Genomic DNA, 22,619 nt, shown 5'->3' with positions numbered 1-22,619 from the left:
TTCAACAAGTTAATGATAATATGTGCTGACGGTATCGCTTTCAATTTTTATTTGCGATACTGGATTTGCAGAGTTAAACAATGGCGTCTGCAACCCATTATTAATTATTAATTCTTCATTTTTAATTACCCTTATTTCGTCCCACAATTCTTCATCAATAAATGATTGAAGCAATTTAGCGCCTCCTTCCACCAGCACGGAAGATATTTTTAACTGGTACAAGGCGTTCAATAGTTGGTGTACAAGACTCACATCCGTCGTTACATGATAGTAAAGTAAATTCTCCAGCTCATCTTGTTTAACAGCATTAAAAACAATTGTCTTATTTTTTTGATCAAACAATTTCAGTGATCGAGGTAAACTTAAATCCATATCCACAACTAATCGTACTGGTGAAGGCGGCGACCAATATCGGTTTGTCAATTCGGGATCATCCAGCAGGGCTGTATTAGTTCCAACTATAATAGAAGCTTCTTCACTTCGCCATTTATGTACAAGACGATTAGTATACTCATTGCTGATCAATAATCGTTCATTTGTTGCACTTGCAATTTTATCATCGGCAGTTTGTGCCCATTTTAAAATAATATAAGGCCGATGCTCTGTATGAAAAATAAAAAATCGCTTATTTAACTCCCTGCATTCATTCTCCAGCACACCCAATTCCACCTCCACTCCTGCTGATCTTAGTTTCTCAATTCCTTTCCCATCTACTTCTTTAAACGGATCACGGCAGCCGATAATTACTTTATGAATTTTATTCCGGATTATTAAATCTGAGCAGGGTGGTGTTTTCCCAAAATGAGCACAAGGCTCTAATGAAACATATAAAGTGGAATTTGGAATTAAATTCTTGTCTTCTTCTTTTACTGATTCAATACAGTTTACTTCTGCATGCGGCCCGCCATATTGCTGATGATACCCTTCGCCGATGATTTTTTCCTCATATACCAGCACTGCTCCAACCATTGGGTTGGGTGCAACAAAGCCTGCACCCTGCTGAGCAAGCTGAATGCAACGGGACATATACTTTGAATGAACATTCATAAAAAACCAGAAAGCAAATATAATTGAGTTGCACTTTATTCAAGTGATGCGCAGTAAGTTTGCTGCCATGACGATACAGGAAGCAACCTATTTTTTAATGAATCAACTCCGCACTATCTATGCTGATGGTGAAACCAGTGAAATAACAGATCGGGTGATGGAACGACTGACAGGTTCAATGAAAGCGGAACGAATGTTGTATAAAAATGAGCCCATCACTACGCAAGAAGAAATAGTACTCAGGCAATATGCTGAAAGATTATTAAAGCATGAACCTGTTCAGTATATATTAAATGAATGTTGGTTTTACGGATTAAAGTTTTATGTTGATAAGAACGTACTCATCCCCCGCCCTGAAACAGAAGAACTGGTGGATTGGGTGATCCGCAACCTGAGATTTCCTTTTTCCGAATTGAAAGTGTTAGATATCGGAACAGGCAGTGGTTGTATTGCTATTGCATTAAAAAGAAAATTGCGCAAGGCAGAAGTATGGGCTTGCGATGTGAGTGAAGAAGCACTGAATATTGCAAAACAAAACTCATCAACACTCCAGGCTGATATAAATTTTGTACAACTTGATTTTTTAAATGAGAAAGAAAGAAGTCAGTTACCTTCATTTGATATCATTGTTAGCAATCCTCCATATGTTCCCGAAAAGGATAAAGAATCAATGAATAAAAATGTGCTGGAATTTGAACCACATACTGCGCTGTTTGTAAAAGATAATAATCCTCTTGTATTTTATGAGGCTATTGCAGCCTTCGCTAAATCACATTTAAATAAAGAAGGAACCGTTTACTGTGAAATACATGAAAGCCTGGGAAAAGAAACAACAGCTTTGTTTGCTGGAAAAGGTTTTACTACTGAGTTAAAAAAAGATATGCAGGGAAAAGAAAGAATGATAAAGATTATTTGATCCGGGCACAAACAAATATTTCAATACTATTTCTATTACTTCACATTCGCAACCACCTTTACAGGCTTATTCTTTTTAGCTATCTGCATAATGCGGTAAACTTCACCATAATAGGAAAGTGTATCTGCATTGATAACAACTGAAGGTGTATCTATCAACGGACGTAAACGGGCAATTTCTTTTTGTAGCAAGCTGTCAAGTAACAGCGGATTGATCTTCGTTTGACCAATAAAAAAATTCTGATCCTTATCAATGGTAACAACAATATTTTGTTTTGCCTTTGTATCCTTTGTTCCGGATGGATTGTTCACTTTCACAATATTCGGGTTAGCCATTGTAGAAATGATCAGGAAGAACATCAACAGAATGAAAATAATATCATTCAGTGAGTCGGTAAACACCTCGGGTTCGTTATGTACTTTTTTTCTCAGGTTCATAATTCCGTTCTTTTAGCGTGAAGGCTCCTGTAATACATCGAGGAAATCGGCAGCTGAAGCCTCCATTTTATTTACAGTCCTGTTTACCTGTGCATGCAGGTAGTTATAACATAGAAATGCGATCAACCCAATTACAAGACCCGTAATAGAAGTGATCAGTTTTGTATAAATACCCTGTGAAATAACACCGAGATTGATATCACCACCTGATTGATATATCTGCGAAAACAATTGCATCAAACCTACCAGTGTACCTACGAAACCAAAAATGGGAGCGGCACGGGAGATCACAGTAAGTATCCCCATATTTTTTTCCAGTGAATACATTTCCAGCTGACCGATATTATCCATACTGCGTTCGATTGCATCAATAGGCTTACCGATGCGCTGAATACCTTTATCAATGATCCTGGCAACAGGGTTGCTGGTGTTCTTGGCAAAGCTCCTTGCAGCTGATACATTTCCGTTCATAATATGATCACGGATAATGTTCATGAAATTATCATCGATCTTAGAAGCATTACGAATGGCGATATAACGTTCCACAAAAACATAAATCGTCATCAGCAACAATACTCCCAGCGGGATCATGATCCATCCACCCATTACGATAAGATCAAAAACACTTACATATCCTTTGCTGGCGCCAGTTACGGCCTGTCCTGCCATTTGTGTTACGGAATCAACCTGTAATAATTCGAACATAGATTTTTCTTTAGTGGCGTAAATGTAGATTAGTAAATCTCAACTTAGGTGAGTTGTTTTCAACAACCTGTGGATGAACGTAAAAAAAAGTGCCACGTTGTTCGCAGCACTTAGCTTTTAATATACTTTAACAAGTTTAGCTATTTAGGAGCCGTTGTTCCTGCCGGCTTCATCATCATTGCCTGTATCTGTTTCATTGTGTTTTCCATTCCCTGCGGGCTACCGTCAAGAAAAATAACATTTCCTTTTCCATATTCAGCAAAGTTTTTCACTGCTTCTGTCCACATACTGAAAAGAATTACATTGGTATCAAGATTGGCCTGCTTCATTTGTTCGGCCGCTTCCGTCATACCTTGTGCCACTTCCATACGGAATAATGCTACACCCTGCCCACGTAATCTTGCTGCTTCTTTTTCTGCTTCGGCAGAAATTTTTATGGCATTACCCTCTGCCTCTGCCGATTTTGTTTTGGTGATCAATAAAGCCTGCCCTTCGTTTTCTGCAGCAGCTTTCAGGTTATTACTTGCCACAACCTTACTCATTGAATCAAGGATCAGTTTATCAAACGTGATGTCGTTGATCTGCAGATCCTGCAAATGATAACCCCATGTTTCAAGTGTATGATCAATTTCTGCTTTTACATATTCTACTATCTCTTTACGCAACCCCAATATTTCCGCTTGCTTTTTAGTAGCAACGAATGAACGGATATTTCCTTCAATAGTTCTGATCAACGCCTGCATCAGATCTTTATCTGCAAAAAACTTAAACGCTACTTTCTTTATCGTTTCTTCATCGGCATTCTGCACTGAGTACAGCAACATACTTTTAAAATAAACATTCGCCTGGTCTGCTGTTACAGCCTGGAACTCCAACTCAACAGATCGGTTTTGAATAGAAACTTTTCTTGCAACCGATTCAAGGATCGGGATTTTCATATTTAGTCCCGGTGTTGCTACACGTTGGTATTTACCAAACATAGTAATGACACCGATATAGCCCTGGTTGATCGTAAAAAAAGAGCCAAAGAAAATAATAACGAGAACTACTATCCACCAGTTCATCGCTATCCATTTAGAGAATTCCATAATTAAAAATTTGCAAGCAAGTTACGACTTGTTAACCTATTCGCGGATATAGAGAAAAATCGTCACCCGCCGGTTTTTTTGCCGGCCTTCATTTGTCTTGTTCTCTGCAACCGGTTTTTCAAAACCCCAACCCCTTGCCGTAATAGCAGGATAAGCTGTTTTCATGGTTAAATAATCTTTCACGGCTAATGCCCTGTCAAATGATAATTTCTGGTTCAGTGCAAGGCTGCCGGTACTATCAGTGTGTCCTTCAATTATCACCGAATCTGTTTGTGATGAACTGATCTTTCTGCAAAAGCTGTCTAATAGCAAAAAACTTTGTGGCTGCAATATGGCTTTACCACTTGCAAATAAGATATCGGGCATCACCAATGTATCAATTCTTATATAAGTTGTTTTGTTGAGTGATGGAGCTGGTTCTGGATAACTTCTCAGGTATTTTATTTTTTTCTCAAGCCATTCGTGTCGTTCATTCTCGCCATATATTTCTTCCTTTGCTGATTGCCATTCCCTGCATATACCTTCTTTCGGATCAAGCGGTGTCAGTGAAATATCATCAAGCAAAACATAGAAGCGATTCTCCATTTCACTTACTTTATTTCCCTTAAAATCCTTTTTAGCAAAATAGCCCAGGGCTATATACACTTCTTCGCCCGATGCTATATAATCAAATTCAATCTTATACCAGTTGCTGTCTTTTATTTGTAAAGGTTCCGTTATATCATGCAGGTAAACTGTTGCCGTTAACTTATGAAAAGGGACTTTCGCAAGTAAAGGGTCAGTTGCTGAGAACAACACACCCATACTGTCAAATACATTATACTGTGATTTAATATAAAACTGTATCCTGTAATGGTTCCCTTTTCTCAAACCACATAAAAGCCGGCTGCGGATAAAAGTTCTGCTATATGCTCTCTTGTTGTGTCCGGCCTCTATGGTCATACAGTTTTTTCCTGCATGAGCCCGTTTCGGGTCTTTATAAAAATTGACGATACTATTAAGCGAACTTATCCAAGCTTCCGGCGCACATTCTACATTATATTCTGTACATGTATTAACGTCTTCAAAGCTTCCATTCACCAGCAGGCTTTGCGCATTTAATGAGAAAGAAAAAAGAATTAAAAAAAATAAGCTGAATAATTTCATTCGCAATCTGAACGATAAAATAAAGCAGATATTGTAAACTTGATTTTTTACGTTGTTCGTTCTTCCCATATCTTAATGAGATGAACCATTGTTTCTACAGCACTATTCATATCCTGTATGCTGATAAACTCATGCTTTGAATGAATAGCCTGTTCGCCTGCAAATAAGTTCGGACAAGGGAGGCCCATAAATGATAACCGGCTTCCATCTGTACCGCCACGAATGCTTTCCATTTTTAATGTCAGCCCTGCTTTTTCAATTGCTTCTTTTGCATAATCAGTCACCTGCGGATGATTTATTAAAACTTCCTTCATATTGCGGTACTGCTCTGTTACTATAAATTCAAATGAAGCAGAGGGATAGATCCTTAATCTTTCTTCGATCTGTGTACGCAGATAATCTTCTTTCTTTTGCAAGCCAGCTGTTTCAAAATCACGGATGATAAATTCAATAATGCATTTTTCAGCAATGCCTTCTACTCTTACCGGGTGTATGAATCCTCTTTTACCTTCAGTTGATTCAGGTGAAAGACGGTTTTTCGGTAATGCTGCTAAAACTTCTCCCGCAACCTTCAACGCATTTATCATTTTTCCTTTTGCATAACCAGGATGCGCAATCACTCCATGAATAATTACCTGTACACCATCAGCACTAAATGTTTCGTCTTCTAATGAGCCTGCATCACCACCATCCAATGTGTAGCAATAGTCAGCACTTAATTTTTTCAAATCAACTTTTGCAGTTCCCTTGCCTACTTCTTCATCCGGTGTAAATAAAATTTTGATCTCACCATGCTTCACCTCTTTATGCGTCATTAAAAAATTGGCGAGATCCATAATTTCTGCCACACCTGCTTTATCATCACTGCCCAGCAAAGTTTTTCCTGATGCAGTAATGATATCATGTCCTAATAGTTTTTCCATGTAAGGATAATCACTCATCCGTATCACCTGGGTTTTATCATCCGGCAACACAATATCGCTTCCATTATAACTTTTATGCACAATCGGTTTTACATCTGTGCCACTGCAATCAGGAGCTGTATCCACATGTGCACAGAAACAGATAACCGGTACTTTTTTATCTGTATTAGATGGAATGGTTGCATACACATACCCGAATTCGTCTGTATGTGCATCTGCAATACCTATTTGTTTAAGTTCATCAGCCAGCAAGCGGCTTAAGTCTTTTTGCTTCTCTGTAGTTGGGTAAGAAGATGATTGAGGGTCACTTTGCGTATCGATCTGTACATATCTCAAAAATCTTTCGGCGGCTGTAAATCTGTAGTTTTCAAACATATATTTCTGTAAAATTCTGTCACCGAAAGTACAACGAAATCAGTTTCTAAAGTTTTTCTTGACATAAACGGGCAAAGTTTCTACCTTTTATTTCCAAACCAAAATCAACAATTATGAAAAAATGGTTAATCGGCTCTTTAGTCGGAGCAATCCTTGTGTTTTTGTGGCAGTTCCTCTCGTGGACAATACTGCCAATTCACAGCGGTGAAGCAAAATACACTCCTGCAGAAAAAGAAATTCTTAATTCACTTTCCGCCTCTCTTAAAGAAGATGGTGTGTACATGCTGCCTACTGCACCTCCCGGGGCAACAATGGATGAACATGAAAAAATAATGAACGACATGGAAGGCAAACCGTGGGCAACTGTGATCTACAGAAGTTCATATAAATTAGATATGGTAAGACCTATGATTCGTGGGTTCCTCATCGACCTTGCACTTGTATTTATTTTAATATATGTGCTTACCCGTGCAGGTACACCAACAGCAATGAGGATATTTGCAGCTTCGGTTGCAGTTGGATTTTTTACATTTTTAGTTGGGCCCTATACGATGCACAACTGGTTTCAAACTCCAACTGAAGCATATACTGGCCATTTAATTGATGGTCTTGTTGCATGGGGGCTTACAGGGATCTGGCTGGGCTGGTGGCTGAATAGAAAATAGTTATAAGTTATAGGTGTTAAGTTATAAGAATGGGTCTGAATTTTTTCAGACCCATTCCATTTTACTTTTGTTATTTTCTAAACTTATTGCTTAAAACTTATAACCTACAACTTCTCTCATGGCATTATGATCAATGGCTTTCCACCAACTATTTCTACCAGTTCAATATCAAAAACCAGGTCCTGCCCTGCCAGCGGATGATTAGCATCAAGCATTACTGAATCCTCTTTGATCTCGGTAACTACTACCTGGAATTGTTCTCCATTTCCACCACTCATTGCCAATGGCATTCCTACTTCTATTTCCATATCTTGAGGAAAACGATCTTTCGGAAATTCAATTATCATTTCAGGATTTCGTGGCCCGTATGCTTCATTAAAAGGAATATTCACAGTTTTTTTCTCACCAATCGACATTCCTGTTACTCCATCATCAAAACCTTTTATTACCATTCCACCACCTACTTCAAACTCCAATGGTGAACGACCTTCCGAACTGTCGAAAGTTTCGCCATTTGTTAACTTTCCATGATAGTGAACTTTTACTTTGTCACCTGACTTTACGTGTTGCATTACTTATAGTTTGATTAAAAATAAGGGTGCAAGGTAGCCGAAAATCATGAATGCAACCATCTAAATATTCACGTTCGTCCATACTAATATTTTACATTACTTTGAATAGACTAAAAATCGATAAAATGAAAATATTGCTGGCCTTTTTAAGCTTTACAATCTCATGCTGTTGTGTGGCGCAGCCGATTCCAAATCCTAACATGTACGATGAATCGATTCCCAGGATCATACCTGCAGCCGAACGCATTAATGTTTATCTTCCTTTTCTGAAGGGAAAGAAAGTGGGTGTATTCGCCAATCATACCTCAATGGTAGGCAATAAACATCTTGTAGATACATTATTAAAATTAGGAGTTGATATACGAGTAGCATTCGGACCTGAACATGGTTTTCGTGGAGATACACCAGATGGCGTAAAGATCATGGACTATAAAGATGAAAAGACCGGTATACAGGTCATCTCATTATATGGAACTAAAAGAAGACCATCTGTCGATGACATAAAAGATGTAGATGTTCTGGTTTTTGATATACAAGATGTAGGAACAAGGTTTTACACTTATATATCTTCTATGCAGGAATTTTTGGAAACAGCGTTGGAAAATCATAAACCACTTTTGATCTTAGACAGGCCCAACCCGAATGGATTTTATGTAGATGGCCCCGTGCTTGATATGAAGTTTAAAAGTTTTGTAGGTATGCAACCAATACCAATCAACTATGGGATGACGATGGTGGAATATGCAAGAATGCTAATGGGTGAGCATTGGCTTTCAGAAAAAGCAAATGCAATTTATGATTATAATATCACTACCAACCCAACAACAGATACACCTTTTCATGTGCAGTTTATAAAATGCCAGAACTATACGCATAAGAGCAAATATGTTTTACCTGTAAAGCCTTCGCCAAATCTTCCTAACATACAATCTATTTATCTCTATCCATCCACTTGTTTGTTTGAAGGAACTGCATTAAGTGAAGGAAGGGGAACTGATAAACAATTCCAGGTATTTGGTCATCCGGATCTGCCAAAGAATTTATATTCATTCACGCCTAATCCCAATACAGGCTCAAAAAGTTCAAAACATTTTGGTAAGGTTTGCTATGGCTGGGATCTAAGCGGTACACCGGATGAAGTATTAAAAAAAGTAGACGGCAGAATACAATTGAAATGGCTGATCGAAGCCTACAAGCTTTTTCCAAATAAAGACAGTTTCTTTTTAAAATCAAATTCTTTCAATCGTCTTTCCGGAACTGATGTGCTGATGCAGCAGATAAAAGATGGCAAGAGTGAAATTGAAATAAGAAAAAGTTGGGAGCCGAAGCTGAGTGAATTTAAGGCTATCAGAAAAAAATATTTGTTATACGAAGATTTTGAGTGATCAAATAAATTGCATTTGAGCAGCAGATTTTATCATTGATGCAACATTTTTAGCTTCAAATTTTGCAAGAAGGTTTTTGCGATGTGTATCAACAGTAGTTACACTTATAAATAGCTTTGTCGCTATTTCGGCATTAGTCATACCATCGGCAATGAGTTCTAATACTTCTTTTTCACGGCGGGTAAGTATAGGTATTTCTCCATTATTATTTTTCCGCAGCGACTGAGCAGCTTCATCACTTAAATATATTTTTCCTTTCATCACCATTTCAATCCCTTCCATTAGTTCCTCTTGTGATGCGTTTTTTAATACATATCCCGATGCACCATTGTCCATCATCTTGTGAATAAAACTTTGTTGGTTGAATGTGCTTAGACCAATTATAAAAACAGAAGGGTAGTTTGCTTTTACTTCTTTACATAAATCAATCCCACTTGTATCCGGCAGGTTGATATCCATTAAAATTATATCGGGTAAATGATTTTTGAGAAATGAAAGACAACTGTCAGCATTCATTGCATGGCCCATCCATTCAATATTCTTTTCATTTTGCAATAATGAACGAATACCCTCGATTACCATGTAATGATCATCAACTATAAAAATTTTTATAGGCATTAAGTATTAAATTCAATATGAACAGATGTGCCTTTTTCCGGTTGTGAATTTACATCAAGCTTTCCTTTCAGGAATTCAACACGATGCTTAATATTATCCCACCCTATTCCTTTCGCTTGTTTTAAAATTGAAGTATCAAACCCTTTGCCATCATCCTCAACAGTTACAGATAAAACTCCATCAATTTTACTCACCTGCACAATTGCATTTTTTGCTGCTGCATGTTTCATTGTATTATTCAGTAACTCCTGCACAATGCGATAAATAGTGATTCCCGTTGTTTGGTCGATTATAACTTCATTTAATCCAATCGATTGGTAATTTACTTTCAATGCTCCACTTTGATTCACATCGTTACAAAAATCTTTTAATGCCGTATCGAGTCCAAATTTCACCAATGCCTCAGGCATCATATTATGAGCCACTCGACGCATTTCTTTTATAGAACTGTCCAGCATATCCATGCTGCGTTCAAAAGCCTGTGCATTATCAGGCGTCATTACTAAATTTCCTTTCATAGTGTTAAATGAATATTTTATACCTGACAGCATACCTCCCAATCCATCGTGCAGGTCTTTTGCCAGGCGGGTTCGCTCCTGCTCTTCACCTTTTAGTACTGCCTCTGTTGCAGTCAATTTTTTTTCTGTTTCTAATTCCTTAATACGTTGCTGTTGCAGTTTTTGTTTCTGCTTGTAATTTCTGAATGAAAGCAATGAAATAATAAGAATTATTACAGCGCTGCCAATAAGAATATAGTTATAAATATTCTTTCGTTGAATGGAGGCCTGTTGCAGTTTAATCTGGCTGTCTTTTTTTTCTGATTGATAACGGGCCTCAAGCTCATTCACCTGTTCCCGGTTAATTTTTTGCTGCAAAGAATCTTTTAGAACTACCAGTTCCTTCAAAATTTGATAGGCTTTTTTCATATTCCCTCTTTTCTCTTCCAATTCAACCATGTTCTCTAAACTGTATTGAACAACCTGGTCCAATCCAAGAGCTTTTGCTTTTTCAATTGCTTTGTCGAAATATTTCATTGCGCTATCCAAATTGCCTGCCTGCTGATAAAAGTAACCAAGATTATGCAGCATATTAGTCCCTTCATATTCGTTATTCACTGCTTGCATATCTTTCAAAGCGTTCCTGCTATATAAAACAGCGGTATCATGTTTTTGTTTACCATAACTATAATAACGTGCAAGCAGGTTATTCGTGATGCCATGCTGGAAATAATTATTCAATTCGGCTGTAGCCGACAGATTTTTCTTTAACGGTAATAAAACACTATCATAATTCTCAAGCTGAAGATGGGCCGACATTACACTATTTACTGCACTCACTATTTTATTTCCTTCATTTAGTTTCAGTGCCGAAGCATAGGTTGCTTTTGCATACTCTAGTGACTTAACGTTGTTTTGTAGGTAAGAATACATCGTTGAAAGGTTGTTATAAGGGAAAAAAGCAAATTCCTCCTGGCCGGATGAACTGAAGATCCGGGCTGCTTCCAGGTATAACCGGGTGGCTGAATCATACTCCTGCTTTTTATGATAGATGACACCATAATTATGTGTAACCAGGCCTATTTGCTTTTGAAATGCCTTTTCCTTTTTATCCTTGCATAACTCATACGCTTTATCATAAAACATTTTCCCACTATCCAGTACCATTCTGTCCACGTACAATACACCTTTAAGCCGATACGCTGTTGCAAGTCCAAGTGTGTAATTTAATCTACCCGCCAGTTCTATTGCTTCATTTACTGCCATCACTGATATTGACGGGTCAGCATATTGAAATTTTGAAACCATTTCATTTAACCGGTTCACTTTAGCTGTGTCTGCCGGCATCTTTTGAATTAGTTTTCCAATACTGTCGGCAACAGTTTGCTGCGCAACAGTGTCACTGTTTAAAAAAAATAAAACAATACAGATCGTCGTAAGTCTGGGCATTCTTTAAACTTTAGTTACTCATATTACAAATAAATAAGTAATAATTAAGAACCTAACTCCCCTTTTTCCATGATTTTAAAAATCTCCTGCTTTTCAGGGATAGAATAATATGATCAGGAAGATAATATTTGTGTATTAAGCTTAATTATCATGAGACTTAAATTTTTGATCATTGCAATGTTTTTTCTAACAGGAGCACATGCACAAAATGTTGCTATAAACAACGATGCAAGTTTACCCGATAACAGTGCCATACTGGATATCAAGAGCGGCACAAAAGGCCTTTTGATACCACGAATGAATACAGCCGCGATTGCGGCTATTGTGAATCCTGCCAAAGGATTATTGGTGTTAGATACAGCAAAGAATCAGCTTCTGGTAAATATGGGTACTCCTGCATTACCAAACTGGCAAACCATTGTTGCCTCTAGTGGATGGAGTTTATCAGGCAATGCGGGAACTGATCCCGACTCACAGTTCGTTGGAACACTGGATACAAAACCGTTTATCATCCGAGTGAACAATGTTCGTTCAGGATTTATTGACACTTTATCGGAGAACACCTCATTTGGATTTAGAACCCTTGATTCCATCACTATTGGTGCCTATAACACCGCTATAGGTTATAAATCCCTTTCTGCCAATAAGAGTGGTTTTTATAACACAGGTGTAGGTTGGGGCGCTTTAAAAACTAATTCTTCGGGACATTACAATACTGCATTTGGATATGGAAGTGTGTATTCTAATTCTTCTGGTTGGGAGAATACAGGTATTGGTAATTTAGCAATTGCTTTCAATACCACCGGTGGTCGTAATACTGCAATAGGGAACGAAGCATTAGAGTACAATACAACAGGAAGTGCGAATGTCGCCCTTGGGTCTCGTACATTAGTTCTTAATACAACCGGCTATTCAAATACCGCCATTGGAACCGGCGCTCTATTCCGTAATGATAATCGCAATAATCTGGTGGCAATCGGTGATTCAGCACTTTTTAATAATGGTATTAATGTTACGGCACCCGTGCATGCGACAGGAAATACAGCCATCGGTTCAAAAGCCCTCTTTGGTAATTCAACCGGGTACAATAACACAGCAACCGGCAAACTTACTCTGGCATTGAACACTGTGGGATCCGACAATAGTGCTTATGGTATTGAATCCATGCTGCTTAACACAACCGGAAAATCAAATAGTGCATTTGGTACAGGCAGCTTGCATGGTAATACTATCGGTAATAACAATACCGCAATGGGCCAAAATGCGCTATACTTAAATCAAACCGGCTATTCCAATGTTGCTATAGGAACTTATGCATTATATAATTCGGGTAATCGAAGTAACCTGGTTGCAGTTGGAGATTCAGCACTTTTCCATAATGGCGTAGGAGCAGTTGATGATTTGGGTGGCACATTCAATACGGCGTTAGGTTCTAAAACATTGTTTGAAAATACTACCGGTTACTCCAATACAGCTACTGGTGCCTATGCTTTATTGAATAATACGACGGGTTTGCAAAACACAGCCAATGGTAGCGGTGCCCTTATAAATAATGGCATAGGCATTGGCAATACTGCAATTGGCCAAGGTGTAATGGGTCAAAATATTTCAGGAAATGACAATACTGCTGTAGGCAATTTTGGGTTAAGTGCTAATACAATTGGTATTAGAAATACGAGTGTGGGTGCTTCATCATTAATCACCAACATTGAAGGAAACAATAATACGGCAATAGGATATCGGGCTGATGTTAGCGCCAATAATCTATTCAATTCAACAGCAATTGGTGCAAATGCAAAAGTTGCGAGCAGTAATAGTTTAGTATTAGGCGGCACCGGAGCCGCTGGAGTTAATGTAGGTATTGGAACTACTACACCCATTGCCCGGTTGCATGTAGTTGACAGTAATGTATTATTTATAGGGCCTCCTACAATACCCGGCACAACTACTTACTCACCGCCTGCATCCGGTATCGGCAGCCGGATGATGTGGTACCCACAAAAAGCAGCTTTCCGGGTTGGCGCTGTTAGTGGCACTGAATGGGATAAAGATAATATTGGCAATTACTCATTTGCATCGGGCTATAGCTCGAAGGCATCGGGTTTCGCTTCAACCGCAATGGGGCAAAGTACTGCCTCAGGTAGCAATTCAATAGCTATGGGGAATGCTGCCATTGCATCAGGAATCGAATCAAACGCAATAGGCACTCAGACAAATGCATCAGGACTTGGATCAACTGCAATAGGATATCAGACAATCGCATCAGGTGACTATTCAATTGCAATGGGGAATTTAACAACTGCATCACGTGAAAGTTCAACTGCAATGGGATATCAAACAACAGCATCAGGTTACTTTTCAACAAGTATGGGAAGCCAGACAATAGCAAAAGCTTATAACGCATTGAGTATAGGAAATTATAATGATAATACAGATGCCCCAAGCTACTTTATCCCGGCAAACAGTGACAGAATTTTCCAAATTGGTAATGGTTCGTCAGCAAGTGCAAGAAGCAATGCTGTTACGGTATTAAGAAACGGAAATGTTGGCTTAGCAGGTGTTATAGCTCCTTCCAGGCCACTTTCCTTCCCTGCATCGCTTGGCGAAAAAATATTATTGTATCCTGGTGGCGCTGGTGAAGTTGGTATTGGTGTGTATGGCAATGAACTCAGATTACATGCGGATAATCCGGGAGCCAAGGTAAGCTTAGGTACACAAGATCTTTTTGGAGTATTTACAGAAAATGCAAAGGCAGAACGAAACGGTGTCTATGCTTTTTCCATTTTTGGAAGTCTGTGGGTAAATGGCACTACCTACGCAAGTGATGAACGTTTCAAGCAAAACATCAAGCCGATCTCTTCTCCCTTACAAAAACTATTGCAGCTAAAAGGTGTAGAGTATGAAATGAAAGTGAATGAATTTTCAAAAAATCATTTTACTCCTGAAAGGCAGATCGGTTTGATTGCGCAAAATGTAGAAAAAATAATTCCGGAAGCCGTGAATGAAATGGATGGATACAAAGGAGTGGATTATGCCAAGTTGGTTCCACTGCTCATCGAAGGAATAAAAGAACAGCAAAAGCAGTTCGAAACTTCAAGCGAAGAAGTGAAACAATTGAAACTACAAGTAGCTGAATTAAAAAAACTGGTTGAACAACTAATCAAAAAATAAAATATGAAGAAAGGAATTGTATGTCTCCTCATCACATTCAGCTATTTCATTCCTTATGCGCAAAATGTAGGCATTGGCACCAATACACCAAAAGCAAGGTTACATGTAAGTGATAGCAGTGTCGTATTTACAGGTGGTTTAGCGTTTTTGCCAGGCCCTTTCGGAGATCCACCAATAACAGGACCCGGCGTAAGAATGATGTGGTATGCTGATAAAGCAGCTTTTAGAGCAGGAGCGGTTAGCAGCAACTATTGGGATAAGGACAGTATCGGTAATTACTCTTTTGCAACTGGCTTCAACAACAGGGCAACTAACAATTACTCAACAAGCATAGGACGACTAACCATTGCAAGTGGTATTACTTCAACCAGTATGGGATATAGAACGACAGCAAGCGGCGGGATTTCAACCAGCATGGGACAAGAAACAACTGCCAGTGGTGCTTTTTCAACCAGCATGGGAATGAGAACGACAGCTAATGGTCAAGGTTCAGTTAGTATGGGTTTTGAAACAAATGCCTGGGGGGATTATTCAACCACTATGGGATACAAAACAGCCACCGGCGGCGCTTATTCAACCAGTATGGGATACCAAACATACGCAACCGGAAATGCTTCAACCAGTATGGGATCAGGTACAGATACAAGAGCTTTTGCATCGCTTGCCATAGGTACTTACAATGACAATAATAATAATCCGGACCCGGTTTCTCCTGGAAGCTCAGATAGGATTTTCCAAATCGGAAACGGAACAAGCGAAAATGGAAGAAGTAATGCGCTAACCGTTTTAAGAAATGGCAATATCGGTATTGGTACGGTTACTCCTTCAGCGCTACTTTCATTTGCCAATTCATTTGGCACTAAGATCTCTTTATACCAGGGTTATTATGGTGATGTAGGCATAGGTGTGTATGACTATGAACTGCGTTTGCAAAATGGTATGCATGGTGGTAAAGTGAGCATGGGTGTAATTGACACTACAGGCGCCTATGTTGAATCGGCCAGAGCAGTAAACAACGGAACCATTGCCTTTATTGTAAATGGTAGTCTTTTGGTAAATAGTACTCTCTATTCAAGTGATGAGCGTTTTAAACAAAACATTGTAGCTATAGCTTCTCCCTTACAAAAAATACTGCAGATAAATGGTGTAGAATATGAAATGAGAGTCGGCGAGTTTCCTCAAAAACATTTTATCCCCGGTAGACAAATTGGTTTGATTGCTCAGAATGTTGAAAAGATTATCCCGGATGTAGTTCATGAAATGGATGGATACAAAGCATTGGATTATGCCAAACTGGTACCATTACTGATCGAAGGAATAAAAGAACAGCAAAAGGAAATTGATGAATTAAAAAAATGGGTAGAACAACTACTCAAAAAATAAATATGAAAAAGATACCGGCAGCATATTTAAAATCCTGTTTTTAAGGGATAGGTACTGTATATAAACAAATTCATTTTTACGCTTCAAAAAAATGATTGAATAAAAATTTAAAAAATAAAATCATGAGAAATTTGTTGCTGACTTTTCTAATTCTTACGGCATTTGTAAATGCCCGTTCGCAATCAGGTGTGTTAAAAGTGAAGCAGTTTGGATATGTATGCCATCAACAAACAGCTGACGATATTTTAGGAATGGATGGCATAAGCGATGAAGTTATTTTTTTCAATTACTCATTTGTCAGTACAGGCAACAATACCCTTGCCCCTGCAAGAGGTGGTGGGGGGAATTTTATTTATGGTGAAAAAGCAACCTTAATGAAAGATTGGAACATCAGAAAAAAAACCGGTACTGCCAGCATAAACGGTGGCATTAAAACCGGTGACAGGGAATATTTTGATTTCATCAGTTATGTTATTGACCAGGTTATTGGCCCCGATGATGTGGTATGCATTGCCCCTTCAATTTGGGAATATGATAACACTACAGAATATACCCGCCCAAGCATTGAGTTCATCAACAAAACAAAAGCAACTTTAGGGAGCATCTTTTTTCAGCAGCAGGTAAGAAGTCAGCTTGCAGGTCTTAATTATAATGGAATTGACAATTATAATTTTTTAATTCCAGGCAGGTATATTGATTTAGATAACCAGTATGCAAATGTTTTTAAACCATTTCCAGGCTTGCAACATACCCGCCCAATAGGCATGATGCCAAACAATGAATTTAGTTCACAGGTTATGGTACTCAATAGCAGGCTTGCTGCTTTATTAGCCAATAAGGATTTTGGTTATGGACAGGGTATTGTTCCCATTTTATATAATGATGTTACATTAGGTAATACTGTTAATCATGGCGTTTATTCCATTTTATTAAAAGTTGAATTTACTGCGGATGCAACTAGACCAGCACCACCGCCACCTCCTCCTCCGACCCAACCAACAACCACACAACTACCTGTTACAAACAAAAATGATTTTAGTATAATTAAAACCACCACAACTGCTCAGGCAACTGTTGCAGGCACATGGGTTGGCACATGGGGAAATGGAAACGACAACAGTCCAAACTTTTATTCCTTCAGGCTTAATGCTGATGGCACTATGCAATTGATAGATGCAAAAGGTAATATTACAGCATCGGGTAATTACAGTTTTACTAAAAATCAACTTACCGGATCTTATACTTACACAAATGCAGATACTTATTCATTTGCAGCCACAATAGATGTAAGCAATATAATGAATGGCAGCTGGGGACAGGGAAGTAATTCCACCAATGGTGGCAAATGGACAATGAGAAAAAAATGAAAAAGTATATTCTAACAATATTCATAACAAAACTTGTTTACATTACACAGGGCTTTGCTCAAACTGAAAGCTTTGATGTATTCACCTATCAGTCACCGGCGTTTTTTACTAAAAGCGTACTGCCATCAAGAGTACAGTTTAACCTTACTAATAATGATACTAGCTTTTGTACAATTACATTATATAAAAACCTGCCGGCAAAAGCTGATGTGATGAAAGATATTATAAGCCAGTGGAACGAACAGGTAGTAAAACGTTTGGCTAAAGCAAATAAAAAGCCTTCGCGGATATTGACAGAACAACTTTGGGACGGATGGGTATCAACACTGGCTATTGGCAATTTTTATCAGAACAAAAAGAAATCTGTAGTGATGCTGAACTCATTTCGAAAAGATACACTTACTGCCTGTGTAGTTTTTGCATTTAGCGATAAAAGTTTTAAAGGAGTGGTAGAATCATTTTCAAAAAATCTTCATTTAATACAATAACGATATGAAAAAATATCTTTCCCTGCTTGCATTATTGTTTGCGGCTACAATTGTGTTTGCCCAGCAAGGCAAAAAAACAACTGAGAAAGAAAAGCCTCCTACACAAAAAGAAATGGACGAGATGATGAAAGAAATGCAGAAGGCAATGAATGAAATGAGCCCGGAAGATAAAAAAGCGATGGATAGCATGGGCATTAAAATGCCCGATACAAAGCAGATGAAAAAAAATGTAGTTGGCATCAGTGATCAACAACTCGCTGAAGCATGGGAAGATGAAAACCGGATAGTGCCGAAACGGGATGCAACAAGAATTGCATCAATACCAAAAAATATTACAAGCGACCGGCTTCCTGCTTTTTTAACTGCTTTGCGTAAAGAGATAATGCCATTGCTCGATGCTGATGCAGCAACCGATGCTGATAAACTCTATTCTTATTTAATGGAGAAGACCGTTAAAAAAGAAGATATGAGCAATGTGGCCGCCTACCTGTGGACTTTGGGAAAGGCGCAATTAGCCATTCACCTGGTGAGCCGGGTATGTGTTGAAGCTCCTACCATCAATAACCTGAACAACTATGCTTCTATGTTAAGCATGTTGGGTGCCGGGCATTTAGCAATACCAATACTTGAAAATATCAACAAGCGAATACCAAAAAATCCAATCATACTCAATAACCTGGGGCAGGCCTGGTTTAGCCTTGGTGAAATAGCAAGAGCGGAAAAATATTTGGATAGTGCTATAGCGATTTTCCCCTTTCACCCGCAGGCAAATTTTACAAAAGCCGCTATTCACGTAAGCAAGGGAAACAAGACACAGGCTATAGAAGCCCTAAAGAAATCAATCAAACACACGTACTCAAAAGAAAAAGAAGACAAACTTCGCCAACTGGGTTATAAGCTCACTAAAGAAAATGTAAGTATTCCTTTTAAACCCAGTGCCGACCCGTTGGGATTAAGCAGCTTCAGGCAGCCTGACTATCCAAAATCTGTAAGTGAGTTAAAAATGTTAAAGCCTCAATGGGAAGCTTTTGATGCAGATTGCGATAAAAAAATTGCTGCCCTTCAAAAAGAACTTAAAGAAGCAGAAGTAAAATATGAGCAAAATGTAAAAGCAACGATGACAAAAACCATGCAGGCCATTAACAATGGTGGGATGATTCCTGCTTCGGCTCTGACTCCACTTTATGCTACAAAAGCAGGGCTGGCGTTGGAAGAAGTGGAAAGCCACAATGAAGTAAAGCTGAAAAATCTTGGCAAAAAATTTATTGCATTAGGAACCGATTTGGACCAACTACAAAAGACTCGAAAAAAAGCAGCACCCGAAGCGCCTTGCGAGGCCCACATCAAAGCAGAAGATGAGTATCTAAATAAACATAATACGCTACTACAAGCCTACAACAATGAAGCCTTGCAGTTGTTTAAACATTTGTCCAACGATATGGCTTATTGGTCGCAATACACCAGCACTGACAAAGATCAGTATGAAATCATCAAACTGGGTTTTGTGATTGGCTGGCTGGAGAAGCTTAAAGAATATCGGCCCTTGCTAACAGCAGGAGGATACGAGTTATATTCCGAGTGTGTTGAAAAAAAAGATGGCAAACCATTTAAACTGGCTGAATGGGATTTCAGCACCAACTGTAAGTACAAGGCTGAAATAAATTACATTGTAGTAAAGCAACAAATTAATTGTGGTACCACTACCACTACCTGGGATGCAAAAGGTATAAAATACACCACGACAGATGTGGGTAATGAGTACCTCCGCTCTACATTAATAGTAAGTCCTAAGATTGGCATTGATGGAAATTTCGGGCCGGTAAAAGCAGGCGCTTCGGTGAAAGCAGATGTAACGGTAAACTTTGATAAAGATGGTGTGACAGATTGGAAAACAGTTATAAAAGCAGGCACCGAATTAGGAATAGGAGGAAGTGTTGGCCCTCTAAAAGCAGAAGCAACGATTGGATCCGGTATTGAAATAGAGATTGACCCTTCCGGAGTAACAGACGTAAACATTGTATCAACAGCAAATGCAGAAATTGGTATAGAGGCTCCGAAATCGCCAGGCGATGAAGCAATTGATGAGCAGATCAATCAGGGGGTTGACTTAGTAAATAAAGGACTGGGCAAACTTGACACAAAGGTTGAGATTGGTGTGGAAAGCAGAACAAGCCTTATGAGTGGGCATGGTTCGGTAAGCGGCAGGGGGATATTAAGTGGCGTAAAAATGTCGCAGTGGTAAAATCGCCTGTTTTAAATAGGTAAAAAATGAAAAATGAAATACTCTTTCACAATCGTAATACTATTTATATCACTACAAAGTTTTTCGCAAGAATGTAACAAAGAATTATTGGCGCAAAAACCCGGCATATGGAAAGCGTCACCGAAAGGATCAGAAGGAGGAACTGCTGCAGAGCTGGCAAATGAAAAAAAGACAATCGCCGCTATACACACGTATTGAAAAATATGTTGGGAAAATAAAATTTTAATTATCTAATTGGCTTACCATGAAAAAAATAATTCTCATTATACTCGTAGCTGTCGCTATCACTTCACAAGCACAACCGGTATATATAGACAGAATTGGGTTTAAGCTGGAAAGCATAGCCGACATAGACATCGGCTGGATGGAAATTCGTAAACATACAACACCGCCAAAAGGGAAACAGCTTGGCGATAGGATTTACAGCGCTAAACAAATAGACAATTGCGAAAAGTTTGTAGAATGGATGCAACAATCTTATCTACCCAGGGGATGCTTAGGTAATGCGACTTATTACCAAAACTACATCCCAAAATTCAACAGTAACAATAGCCGATTGGGTAATGCAATAAATATGCATGCGGAAGCACTGCCACTAATGTACGGTGCACAAACAAAAATTCATATGTTTTTGAAGAAAGATGAAAAAGGAAAATTTGTTCCACAAACCGGTCATGGAGAATTTTGGTACATAGAGGCCAACCAATTGCAACAGATCAGCCTACCGGTATCATTTATTTCAAGTACCGAAGAATACTATTTTTTACTACCAGACTTTACCAGCAATTCAAAAGGATATGATGCCGATGACAAAGCTGGAAGTAATTTACTAGGTTTCGCTAACCACAAAAACATTGTAGGATACAAGCATTTTTATATCCCCCCAAAAATAATACTCGACGGCGAGGAGACCTACGTTGTCATTATGACCAAAGACAACAGTGAACTCCCGTTTGAGAAAATAACTATCGGAGAGTTTTTTACACAAGTCGAAAAACAACTCCCGGTTTGGCAAAAAGTAGATCCTACGTCTCCGGAAAATTTTGCACGGGCACAAAAGAACCTTGCAAGGTTAAAAGAAAAATATAAAAATAAGTGGAATGATATTGCTGAATTGCAACTTTCCGCTCAAATCTCTTTTTTTACTTTTGTAAATGCAACAGAAGGATATGATGACATGTTTGACAATAAAGGTCAAACCACTTTCCCGATTTTAAAAGTAAGAAAAACAGCACTAGACCTTTGTAAAAAAGACCAGCCGCAATGGCTTGTGATCCGATGGACTGTGGGAATGACCAACCAGGCGTTTAATTTACACCTGCACGAATCAGTAATGAACAATTTTAATTTTAAATATGCGTATGATTATTTTTTTGATCCAGAGAAAGTAAAAGGTCAACCCTATAAACCACTTCGTTCCCCTACATACAAAGAGGCAGTATTGGCTAGCGAAGGATCGGAAGCAACTAAAAAAAATACAACAGATAAAAACATTTATTTTTTTGAAGATTTTTCTACAACAGCTGTTGGGAAAAAACCAATTGGCTGGCAAAGTACATTAGCACTTGGGACTACCACAGTTGTTACAAAGCTGGATGGAATAGACGGTAACTGGGCCATAATGGCAAACTATATAATAAAACCCACGCAACTTAAAATGCCATTACCTCAGAATTTTACGCTGAGCTATGATATAATAGTTGCTCAAAATTTCACATGGGGCGCCACTGGATTGACCCTCAAATTATCAAAGGAAGTTTCACGAGACAATGCCGAATCTTACCTGGAGCTAAAACTTCGTCCCGGATTTGATGGCAGAGACGGAGAGACAACGCTGGAAACAAAATTTCCCAATCCACCAGGTTATTCAAATGGAACCAAATGGTATGCTGCACCCGGTTTTTCCAACAACAAAAAAAACAACCGGATTACAGTAACCATTAAAAAGAAGGATGAAATGTTGCAGGTATTTATTGATAAAACTAAAATAGCTGAATACGAAAAAGCAATACCTGCGGCTCACTTATTCAATGCAATGTCATTTACCAGTTACAACTCCGGAGAGAATGATAAATACTATATCAGCAATATTAAAATCACTAAAGATTAAATCAACTCTGCCCT

Annotated in this window: 19 protein-coding genes; 10 read left to right on the top strand and 9 right to left on the bottom strand. The window is 38.5% G+C overall.

Annotated elements, in window-relative coordinates:
- Positions 1–9: 9 nt before the first annotated feature.
- Positions 10–1,047: a bifunctional diaminohydroxyphosphoribosylaminopyrimidine deaminase/5-amino-6-(5-phosphoribosylamino)uracil reductase RibD gene (gene ribD, locus E6H07_11945; GenBank protein TMI63488.1), complete on the bottom strand. Its 1,038-nt coding sequence runs from the start codon at positions 1,045–1,047 to the stop codon at positions 10–12.
- A gap of 67 nt (positions 1,048–1,114) precedes the next feature.
- On the opposite strand from ribD, the gene prmC reads away from it, so the two are divergent.
- The gene (gene prmC, locus E6H07_11940) at positions 1,115–1,963 is read left to right on the top strand and encodes a peptide chain release factor N(5)-glutamine methyltransferase (GenBank protein ID TMI63755.1); all 849 of its coding nucleotides are present in this window, start codon (positions 1,115–1,117) and stop codon (positions 1,961–1,963) included.
- Positions 1,964–1,998: 35 nt separating this feature from the next.
- Here the strand turns inward: prmC and E6H07_11935 are convergent, their stop codons facing one another.
- The 5 genes from E6H07_11935 to pepT form a co-directional block, all read right to left on the bottom strand.
- Positions 1,999–2,400 carry a biopolymer transporter ExbD gene (locus E6H07_11935; GenBank protein ID TMI63487.1) on the bottom strand — a complete coding sequence of 134 codons (402 nt, stop codon included), beginning with the start codon at positions 2,398–2,400 and terminating at the stop codon, positions 1,999–2,001.
- A 12-nt stretch (positions 2,401–2,412) separates the two neighbouring features.
- On the bottom strand, positions 2,413–3,105 hold the full coding sequence (locus E6H07_11930) for a MotA/TolQ/ExbB proton channel family protein (protein ID TMI63486.1): 693 nt from the start codon (positions 3,103–3,105) through the stop codon (positions 2,413–2,415).
- Positions 3,106–3,245: 140 nt separating this feature from the next.
- Positions 3,246–4,193 carry an SPFH domain-containing protein gene (locus E6H07_11925; protein TMI63485.1) on the bottom strand — a complete coding sequence of 316 codons (948 nt, stop codon included), beginning with the start codon at positions 4,191–4,193 and terminating at the stop codon, positions 3,246–3,248.
- Between the two features lie 36 nt (positions 4,194–4,229).
- A complete protein-coding gene (locus E6H07_11920) occupies positions 4,230–5,408 on the bottom strand; it encodes a hypothetical protein (protein TMI63484.1) in 1,179 nt (392 codons plus the stop codon).
- A complete protein-coding gene (gene pepT, locus E6H07_11915) occupies positions 5,387–6,637 on the bottom strand; it encodes a peptidase T (GenBank protein ID TMI63483.1) in 1,251 nt (416 codons plus the stop codon). Before pepT ends, E6H07_11920 begins: the two co-directional genes overlap by 22 nt.
- Positions 6,638–6,750: 113 nt before the next feature.
- Here pepT and E6H07_11910 point away from each other — a divergent pair, with 113 nt between their 5' ends.
- A complete protein-coding gene (locus tag E6H07_11910) occupies positions 6,751–7,302 on the top strand; it encodes a hypothetical protein (GenBank protein TMI63482.1) in 552 nt (183 codons plus the stop codon).
- 116 nt (positions 7,303–7,418) lie between these two features.
- On the opposite strand, the gene E6H07_11905 is transcribed toward E6H07_11910, so the two are convergent.
- Positions 7,419–7,874: a peptidylprolyl isomerase gene (locus E6H07_11905; protein TMI63481.1), complete on the bottom strand. Its 456-nt coding sequence runs from the start codon at positions 7,872–7,874 to the stop codon at positions 7,419–7,421.
- 125 nt (positions 7,875–7,999) lie between these two features.
- On the opposite strand from E6H07_11905, the gene E6H07_11900 reads away from it, so the two are divergent.
- Positions 8,000–9,259 (top strand): DUF1343 domain-containing protein, encoded by a 1,260-nt coding sequence (locus E6H07_11900; protein TMI63480.1) that lies wholly within the window; start codon positions 8,000–8,002, stop codon positions 9,257–9,259.
- Here the strand turns inward: E6H07_11900 and E6H07_11895 are convergent, their stop codons facing one another.
- Entirely contained in the window at positions 9,260–9,877 is a 618-nt protein-coding gene (locus E6H07_11895) for a response regulator transcription factor (GenBank protein ID TMI63479.1), read from the bottom strand.
- On the bottom strand, positions 9,877–11,823 hold the full coding sequence (locus tag E6H07_11890; GenBank protein TMI63478.1) for a tetratricopeptide repeat protein: 1,947 nt from the start codon (positions 11,821–11,823) through the stop codon (positions 9,877–9,879). Before E6H07_11890 ends, E6H07_11895 begins: the two co-directional genes overlap by 1 nt.
- Before the next feature lie 150 nt (positions 11,824–11,973).
- Between E6H07_11890 and E6H07_11885 the strand changes: the two genes are divergently transcribed.
- The 7 genes from E6H07_11885 (at position 11,974) to E6H07_11855 (ending at position 22,605) form a co-directional block, all read left to right on the top strand.
- Complete coding sequence (locus tag E6H07_11885; GenBank protein ID TMI63477.1) at positions 11,974–14,994, top strand: hypothetical protein; 3,021 nt, start codon at positions 11,974–11,976, stop codon at positions 14,992–14,994.
- Between the two features lie 3 nt (positions 14,995–14,997).
- On the top strand, positions 14,998–16,377 hold the full coding sequence (locus E6H07_11880) for a hypothetical protein (protein TMI63476.1): 1,380 nt from the start codon (positions 14,998–15,000) through the stop codon (positions 16,375–16,377).
- Positions 16,378–16,499: 122 nt separating this feature from the next.
- The gene (locus E6H07_11875) at positions 16,500–17,744 is read left to right on the top strand and encodes a hypothetical protein (GenBank protein ID TMI63475.1); all 1,245 of its coding nucleotides are present in this window, start codon (positions 16,500–16,502) and stop codon (positions 17,742–17,744) included.
- Positions 17,741–18,232, top strand: a complete 492-nt coding sequence (locus E6H07_11870) for a hypothetical protein (protein ID TMI63474.1) — start codon at positions 17,741–17,743, stop codon at positions 18,230–18,232. The genes E6H07_11875 and E6H07_11870 overlap by 4 nt, the downstream gene beginning before the upstream one ends.
- Before the next feature lie 4 nt (positions 18,233–18,236).
- On the top strand, positions 18,237–20,474 hold the full coding sequence (locus E6H07_11865; GenBank protein ID TMI63473.1) for a hypothetical protein: 2,238 nt from the start codon (positions 18,237–18,239) through the stop codon (positions 20,472–20,474).
- 33 nt (positions 20,475–20,507) lie between these two features.
- Positions 20,508–20,693, top strand: coding sequence for a hypothetical protein (locus E6H07_11860; GenBank protein TMI63472.1), 186 nt, complete (start codon positions 20,508–20,510; stop codon positions 20,691–20,693).
- Positions 20,694–20,739: 46 nt separating this feature from the next.
- Complete coding sequence (locus E6H07_11855; protein TMI63471.1) at positions 20,740–22,605, top strand: hypothetical protein; 1,866 nt, start codon at positions 20,740–20,742, stop codon at positions 22,603–22,605.
- The last annotated feature ends 14 nt before the right edge of the window (positions 22,606–22,619 follow it).

Source organism: Bacteroidota bacterium (assembly GCA_005882315.1).
GTDB lineage: Bacteria > Bacteroidota > Bacteroidia > Chitinophagales > Chitinophagaceae > VBAR01.
This window is presented reverse-complemented; position numbering and strand designations above follow the sequence as displayed.